General features: G+C 33.9%; 10 protein-coding genes. 1 reads left to right on the top strand and 9 read right to left on the bottom strand.

Translation table 11 applies throughout. The annotated features are described in order from the left end of the window. The 5 genes from GSY74_RS00340 to GSY74_RS00325 all read right to left on the bottom strand — a co-directional run. On the bottom strand, positions 1-1,034 hold a 1,034-nt coding region (locus GSY74_RS00340; RefSeq protein WP_255494377.1), incomplete at its 3' end, for an FtsK/SpoIIIE domain-containing protein. Positions 1,035-1,046: 12 nt separating this feature from the next. Next, positions 1,047-1,445, bottom strand: coding sequence for a type II toxin-antitoxin system VapC family toxin (locus GSY74_RS00335; protein WP_164663115.1), 399 nt, complete (start codon positions 1,443-1,445; stop codon positions 1,047-1,049). Continuing rightward, positions 1,424-1,636, bottom strand: coding sequence for a hypothetical protein (locus tag GSY74_RS00330; protein ID WP_164663114.1), 213 nt, complete (start codon positions 1,634-1,636; stop codon positions 1,424-1,426). Before GSY74_RS00330 ends, GSY74_RS00335 begins: the two co-directional genes overlap by 22 nt. Before the next feature lie 51 nt (positions 1,637-1,687). Beyond that, complete coding sequence (locus GSY74_RS10810) at positions 1,688-1,816, bottom strand: hypothetical protein (RefSeq protein WP_255494375.1); 129 nt, start codon at positions 1,814-1,816, stop codon at positions 1,688-1,690. Positions 1,817-2,125: 309 nt separating this feature from the next. Continuing rightward, on the bottom strand, positions 2,126-2,932 hold the full coding sequence (locus tag GSY74_RS00325; protein ID WP_164663113.1) for an SPFH domain-containing protein: 807 nt from the start codon (positions 2,930-2,932) through the stop codon (positions 2,126-2,128). Positions 2,933-3,076: 144 nt separating this feature from the next. On the opposite strand from GSY74_RS00325, the gene aqpZ reads away from it, so the two are divergent. Then, positions 3,077-3,769: an aquaporin Z gene (gene aqpZ / locus GSY74_RS00320; RefSeq protein WP_164663112.1), complete on the top strand. Its 693-nt coding sequence runs from the start codon at positions 3,077-3,079 to the stop codon at positions 3,767-3,769. A gap of 48 nt (positions 3,770-3,817) precedes the next feature. Here the strand turns inward: aqpZ and GSY74_RS00315 are convergent, their stop codons facing one another. The 4 genes from GSY74_RS00315 to GSY74_RS00300 all read right to left on the bottom strand — a co-directional run. Beyond that, a complete protein-coding gene (locus GSY74_RS00315) occupies positions 3,818-4,615 on the bottom strand; it encodes an ion transporter (protein ID WP_164663111.1) in 798 nt (265 codons plus the stop codon). A 178-nt stretch (positions 4,616-4,793) separates the two neighbouring features. Further along, the gene (locus GSY74_RS00310; protein WP_164663110.1) at positions 4,794-5,747 is read right to left on the bottom strand and encodes a hypothetical protein; all 954 of its coding nucleotides are present in this window, start codon (positions 5,745-5,747) and stop codon (positions 4,794-4,796) included. Between the two features lies 1 nt (position 5,748). Continuing rightward, complete coding sequence (locus GSY74_RS00305) at positions 5,749-6,771, bottom strand: OmpA family protein (RefSeq protein ID WP_164663109.1); 1,023 nt, start codon at positions 6,769-6,771, stop codon at positions 5,749-5,751. Continuing rightward, positions 6,761-7,128: hypothetical protein (locus tag GSY74_RS00300; RefSeq protein WP_164663108.1), on the bottom strand; the 368-nt coding region annotated here is incomplete at its 5' end. The genes GSY74_RS00300 and GSY74_RS00305, both read right to left, overlap by 11 nt.

The following is a 7,128-nucleotide window of genomic DNA, read 5'->3' as shown; positions in this document are numbered from 1 at the left end:
GACAAGTCTTCATTGTCCAAAAATATCTTTTTACAATTGGGATGATTTTTAAAAACTTGAAACTCTACACCATCTTTGTAGTCCATAAGATAGAGTTGAATCTCATCAGAGGTGTATTTTTCTGCGATGCCAACTATGATGTTGTTGAGAAGTGTGGTTTTTCCTGAACCTGTTACCCCTGTAATGAACGCATGAAGATTGGTCGATTTGTCTCCCATGGTAAAATAGATGGTGTCTCTACCATTTTTAGAAGTTCCAATAGGGATAGATAAAAAATCTTTTTCTGTGCTAGAGTTATCTTCTTTTTTTAATTCGACTAATAAATTTTCAATGATTTTATCTTTGTTGTCATTGACATACTCAAACTCATAATCTTCTATCATATCAGAGAATTCAAAAAGTTCTTTCGTAAGTTTTATCTTTTTATCTTCTATACCCAGATGTGAAAATTGATTTAAAATAGCTTGTGTTGCTTTTGATTCACTCTCCAAAACTTCTGTACTTCCAAAAGCAATGGTATAAAACCCTGCTTCATAAGCCGAATCAAAAAAGTTTTTTATCCTCTTTTGTGAAGTCATCTCATCAGGAAAAGAGTCTAAGTTAATAAGAAGCAGATGATACTGCTCTTTGAATTTACTCTGTTGGTTATAGTCTGAAATAGTGGGTGCAGTAGAAGTAAGAATATCATGATGCCTATTTAGAGCTATCTCTTCTATGGCATTAAATTTATTGGTTGCAGAGTTTTGATTAAAAGCAATATCGTAAAGCTTTTCATTTTGCAGTGATGAGAGGTGCATAAATCTTTTTTTATGTGAAAAATCGAAAATATCTACGATTATATCGCCAATGGGTAACACCTCAAATAGCTTTAGAGCAATATTCTCTATAAAATTATTGGCTACCTTTTCACTACCCTCATCAAATATAACACAAAAACCACCCTGTTTGCTATCTAAACATAGTGGGATGGTGTCGTCGTTGTCGATTAAGTCACCTATGTAGATTCCCCATGGAAAAGCGTGGTTGTTTAACATATTTCCCTCTTTTTAATAAATTATTTCAAGCAGTTGGATATCTTTAATCCGTTCAAAATGCTTCTTATTTAATGTAGCCAATGGAATCTTTTTAGAAATAGCACAAGAAGCTATAAAAATATCCCTAAACTCTATAAGTTTGTTCTTTTTTTTCAAAGTTTGAAATATCTCTGAAGCTTTTTTGGCTTGTAAAGCATCAAAAGGGATAATCTCTAACATAGATTCGAGGATATCCACATCTTCTTTTTGCGTATCCTTTTTCGCTCCACTATATAGTTCATAGAGTGTAACCGTAGAGATGGTACACTCATATTCACTCATAAGCTTCCAAAACTTTGTACTCTTTTTGTTTTGTTTCCTAAGATAATCTATAATAACAGATGTATCAATTAAAATTCTTGAATCTTCCAATCTTTAACCTTTACATCCTCTTCTTTTATGTCCCAAACACCTATTTTCAATAATTGACTCAAATCTTTTTTCTTCTTTTTTTTGTAATAAGAAAAAGGCAAAACCAATATCTCTACTTCTTTGTCTAGGTACTCTTTGGGTATATTTATCATATACTCTTGAGATGTTGGTGTAATTATCTCTCTGTACATTATTTGCTCCTCATAAAAGTTTTAACTATTATAACATTCATTTGACTTGACTTACTTTAGAAACAGATAAAACTCACTACTCTCTAAGCAGTGTGGAAGAGCTTGGACAAGCAAATCAGTTGGCTCTAGTCTCACCTGTAGCACAATGGGGTACATTATATTTATAGTTAAAAGATTCATAGTTATCCTCTCTAATTAAAGGCATAACGCTATCTATAAACTCCTCATCACTCTTTTTAATTTTCGATAGAGAGGTAATGAATGCTCTGTTATATATCTTATTTAACTAACAACACCTTAGCCAACTTCTGGAGTGAAAAAGGAGGAAGCTATAAAACAATAGAAAAATTTCTCAAAACGAACGATAAAGAGACATATTGATAATTAAGTACACTCTTTAGACACTTACTGTTGCTATACTCTTCACCATGAGAGTCATCACATTTTCCCCTTTCTCCTTCCCTTTTTACTTTTGGCTCTCATTTATAATTATTTCCCCATATCTATCAGTACTTTAATACTACCATTACTCTCTTTTGCATGGTCGATAGCGTAGCGTTGATTGGATAGTTTTTTTGTATCTAGCTCTATCTGTTTCATTTTTATATACTCTCTAGGAGTCATGTTCATCTTTGTCATGTATGCTTTATCTGCCTCTGCAGAGACCTCTTCGGCTTTTTTTCGTAACTTGTGAAACTCTATTTTTTCTTTTTCTACTTCTCTCTCTATAGCCACTTGGGTAAGCTCTTTTGGTGGGGTTATTTTGCTGATAGTTATATCTATTAAATTTACTGGAATAGCTCTCTCTTTTAATAAATCTTTTACTCCAAATATTATATCTTTTTTAAGCTCTTCTGTAATATTACGGTGATAATATATATCATTAAATATCTTCTCTTTAATTGATATCTCTATGCTATTGTGTATGGGTTTTGATAGTAGGTTCTTATACCACTTTTTGTCAACTCCAAAATTTTCAATCAAAACTGCACTTTTTCCTTTTTGATATCTAAAAACAAGAGTCATATTAAAATCAATAGGGATATTATCTTTTGTAAAAAGAGTCTTGAAAGAATCCTCTATATCAAAAGGTCTAAGAGAGATAAGCTTGATTTCAGATGAGGTGACCCCCCATATAGTTCCTGTTGATATAATCTTTTGGTCTACTCCTTTTTCCCCAAAGAACCAAGGTTTTTTAACTATAACTGCTTCCATTCCTGAGTCAACTGTAACTCGTTTTACAATAACAAAATACCCTATAGTAATAGCTGCTCCAATAGCTATGATTTTTTTCATTTCAACCTCTTTTTAAAATTTTAATTTAATATTATACCACATTAAAATAGAACTATTAATAGTTTTAACTTCTCTTCTCTTCATTTTTATTTAATAAAAAAGAAAATAGTGTTATACTGCTTTATCTTATATAAAAGGATTAGTGTGTCATTAAGTAAAAAATTAGCAGCAGAGTTCATTGGAACTTTTTGGTTGGTATTTGGTGGTTGTGGTTCGGCTGTGTTAGCGGCAGGTTTTCCAGAGCTTGGTATTGGGTTTGTGGGGGTATCTCTCGCATTTGGTTTGACAGTTTTGACTATGGCTTATACGATAGGTCATATCTCGGGTTGCCATCTCAATCCTGCTGTCTCTATAGGGCTTTTTAGTGCAGGTAAATTTGATAAGAAAGAGTTGGCTCCATATATTGTGGCTCAGGTGATAGGTGGAGTTGTTGGTGCTTTGCTACTATATCTTATTGCAACAGGTAAAGCTGGGTTTGAAGTTGGTGGTTTTGCTAGTAATGGTTATGGGGAGTTGTCTCCTGATGGCTATGGTCTTGTCTCTGCTCTTCTTACTGAGGTTGTCTTGACATTTATGTTTTTATTTATAATTTTAGGTTCTACTAGTGATAAAGCACCTGCTGGATTTGCTCCTATTGCTATTGGGCTTGGATTGACGCTGATTCATCTTATCTCTATCCCTGTGACTAATACATCAGTAAATCCTGCTAGAAGTACAGCAGCAGCTATTTTTGCTGATACGGCGGCTATGGGTCAACTGTGGCTCTTTTGGGTGGCTCCTATAGTTGGTGCTGTTCTTGCTGGATTGGCTTGGAGATGGTTCTCTTCTGAGGACTAAGTTAATTATATCCCACCATCTTGGTGGGATATTTGTTTGTTTGTGAATCTACGATTTGGATTTTAACTCTGCTATCTCCTCTTTCAGCTCATCCATCTTTGCTAAGATTGTATCTAGCTTCTCCATCTCCTCTTCATGTTCAGTGTCATCTTCATCTCGTAACTTCTCCATCTCTCCAATAATAACAGCGATAAAGAGGTTAAAGAATACGAATGCAGCGATGATTACGAAGCTGACAAAATAGATCCATGACCAAGGGTGTACTTCCATCCCTTCATACATTACATCTGTCCAGTCCTCAAAAGTGAGAATTCTAAATAGTGTAAGCATTGCTATCAAGAAGTTCTCCCAGAGTCCACTCTCTACTCCTGCAAATAGGAAGTTGCCTAAAATAGCATAGATATAGAAGATAATGAACATCAATATGACAATATCAACGATAGATGGGATAGCCCCCATTAGCATATCTATGATTCTTTTTAGTCCCGGTCTAGCTGTGATAAGCCGTAGTACTCTAAAGATTCTTAGAAGTCTAGCTACTGCTGCCATTGTAGTATTTTCAAGTGGAATAAGGGTAATAATAACAATCACAAAGTCAAATATATTCCATCCACTTTTGAAGAAGTCTGAAGTTTTCTCCTCTGCTGCCATTTTGATAGCAATCTCTATTAGAAAATAGATAGTAACAAAATAATCCATTATATGCATGATAATTATCAGGTTACCATCAACCTCCATCATTGTTTTTAGACCCAATATGGATGAGTAGATGATAATAATTGTTGTTGTTAGGTTAGAAAACCACCTAGCTTCTCGTATATTGATAAGTTTTGCTTTAAACTCCATTCTCATTTTCCCTTTAAAATTTAAATATAGTAAATCTTATCAGTAATATTTTTAACACACTCTTATAGTTGAGTTGATATGGTATATAAATGATGGAATATATGAAAAAAAGATGTTTTTATAGATTTTAATGTTAAATATTACAGTTAAATATTTAACACTATTTTTATATGTTTATTTAATTCTCCAATAGAAGTTGTCTGCTCTCACTGCTATTATCAACTCCAACAGCCCCAACAACACTAGATATGGCTCTAAGTCTTGCCAATAGGTCATCTCGTTCATGTGCGATGGTATCTAGTGTATTATAAATTTTTTTATTCTCTTTCTCTAAGGTTTCTAGTCTATCGCTATCAAGATTGTAGTTTATCTTGAACTCTTCGTACTCACTCTCTACACTCTCTAGCTCATCTCTTAGCTCTTGGTATAGCTCATTTTTTGTCTCTAGCATCTTCTGGTAAGCCTTGGATTTGTTCTGTTCTAGTCTCTCATAATCTTCATCTTTAGTTCGTATTATCTCTTTGTGGACTCTTTGGCTATCCTGTTTTAGTTTATCATAAATATCATCTTTGCTCTGTTCCATTTTTTTATTGTTACTATTATCTGTTTTGATTCTCTTTTGAAGATTATCTACACTCTTCTCTAGCTCTTTTTTTCTCTCTTTTAAGTCATATATATTAGCATTTAAATTGGTCGTTAAAATTTGAAATTTATCTATCTTCTCTTGATTATCTATCTTTTCAGATTTTAGTCTCTCGTTCACAGTAGACTGTATCTTAAACTCATTCTCAATAGATTCAAATCTTGGTTTATATTTCTCTAAGATCTTTAGCTCCTCTAGGAGTTCTCCTCTCTGTTTGTCAGAAGAGAGTAGTTTTGTCTCCAGATTGCTTATCCTTTGCTCTCTTCTAGCAATAGTATCCTCTATTTCTGTCATCCTAAGAGATTGGTCTTTGACTTTTTCTCTGCTTATCCCCAACTCATTTTCCGAAGTATTAAAGGCATGGATAACCTTCCTCTTATCCTCTCTCTCTTCACTCTCTCCACTTTTACATAGAAAACGACCCATCAAGAGACCTACTACTGCTGTTAATAGTAGGATTGCTATTAACTCAACTCCTAAACTCAACATCTTAATATCCTTTCACTCTAAATTCAATTCTACGATTTTTTCTTCGTCCCGCTTCTGTACCATTGTCTGTTATTGGTTCGTGTTCCCCTTTTCCTATAGCTTTCATCTGCTCTAGTGGAATTCCAAGTTGAAAAAGTTTTGCAACAACGGCTTTGGCTCTACTTTGACTTAGCTCTTGGTTTTTTATCTCATTACCCATGCTATCTGTGTGTCCTATAATCTCTATTTTGGCTTTTGGGCAGAGTGAACTAATATCAACTAGACTTTGTAAAAGAGTCTCATTTTGAGCTTTAACTATGGATTTTCCTGCTTCAAACTCTATTTTATTTTTTGATAATAGATCATTAAACTTCTTTTGACACACTTGACCTCCCTCATCCATAGCTACAATACGACTCTGTATTGTAAATCCTATATGTTTAAACTCATCTAAGTATTGTATTATCTCATTCTCTTGCTTAGTAGTTTGACACTTCCCATAGAAGGTTACCTTGGTATCTATAATATTCACAATACCAGAATCTAACTCTTTCAGTAAGAGTGATACAATCAATACAAGTTCTTCCCACTCTCTAGGTTCTCCTGTACCGATATCAACACTTTGTATAATTTTATATGTAGGGTATCTCTCTGCTACGGTTTTAAACAGTTCATCCATACTCTCTTTAGAGGGCATATATCCTTTGAATGTTAACTCCTTATCTTTATAGTTTATATTCATACTATAAGGGGTGATAACTGTGGGTGAGATTTTATCGTGTATGGTTCTTATACCTTGTGTCTGTTCAGCTATCTTGACAGCTTGGTTGTGAAGTGCGATAGTAGGAGCTATTCCACTAAGGGTTATATCTCTTCCCTCTGCTCTAACGGCTACCCATTCTATTTTATTTTGATATAGTCTCTTTTGAACCTCTTTGGTTAGCTCTTTTGGTATTCTGTTTTTATATATGGGAATTGCAATAAGTGCAATCAGTATAATTAGTAGAACACCAAAGAGTTGAGTGTAGAATATTTTACTTTTCATTATTATCCTTTTTTCTTATTGCATTTTTCTCTACAGAAGTTGTTTTGATGACTTTATTTACCTGTTTTGGTATGCCTGTTCCAAATAGATTTGGTATCTCCTTGATACTCATATCTTGTTTGGTATCAGGGAACTCCTTGACCCAATGCTCCTGTCTAGTGTTAGGAAACTCTTTAACAAAATGCTCTTGTCTGGTGTCAGGGAACTCTTTAACAAAATGCTCTTGTCTGGTGTCAGGGAACTCTTTGACAAACTGCTCCTGTTTTGTGTCAGGAAACTCTTTTACACTTACAATCTGCTCCTGCTTGGTGTTAGGGAACTCTTTTATAAACTGTTCTTGTTTAGTATCAGGAAATT

Source organism: Sulfurovum sp. bin170 (assembly GCF_010892395.1).
Classification (GTDB): domain Bacteria; phylum Campylobacterota; class Campylobacteria; order Campylobacterales; family Sulfurovaceae; genus UBA1140.
This window is presented reverse-complemented; position numbering and strand designations above follow the sequence as displayed.

What these genes read in the sequence shown, in the direction of transcription:
- GSY74_RS00330 (WP_164663114.1), bottom strand. Translation starts at nt 1,636, where the DNA reads ATGTACAGAGAGATAATTACACCAACATCTCAAGAGTATATGATAAAT.
- GSY74_RS10810 (WP_255494375.1), bottom strand. Translation starts at nt 1,816, where the DNA reads ATGAATCTTTTAACTATAAATATAATGTACCCCATTGTGCTACAGGTG.
- GSY74_RS00325 (WP_164663113.1), bottom strand. Translation starts at nt 2,932, where the DNA reads ATGAAAAAAATCATAGCTATTGGAGCAGCTATTACTATAGGGTATTTT.
- GSY74_RS00315 (WP_164663111.1), bottom strand. Translation starts at nt 4,615, where the DNA reads ATGGAGTTTAAAGCAAAACTTATCAATATACGAGAAGCTAGGTGGTTT.
- GSY74_RS00310 (WP_164663110.1), bottom strand. Translation starts at nt 5,747, where the DNA reads ATGTTGAGTTTAGGAGTTGAGTTAATAGCAATCCTACTATTAACAGCA.
- GSY74_RS00305 (WP_164663109.1), bottom strand. Translation starts at nt 6,771, where the DNA reads ATGAAAAGTAAAATATTCTACACTCAACTCTTTGGTGTTCTACTAATT.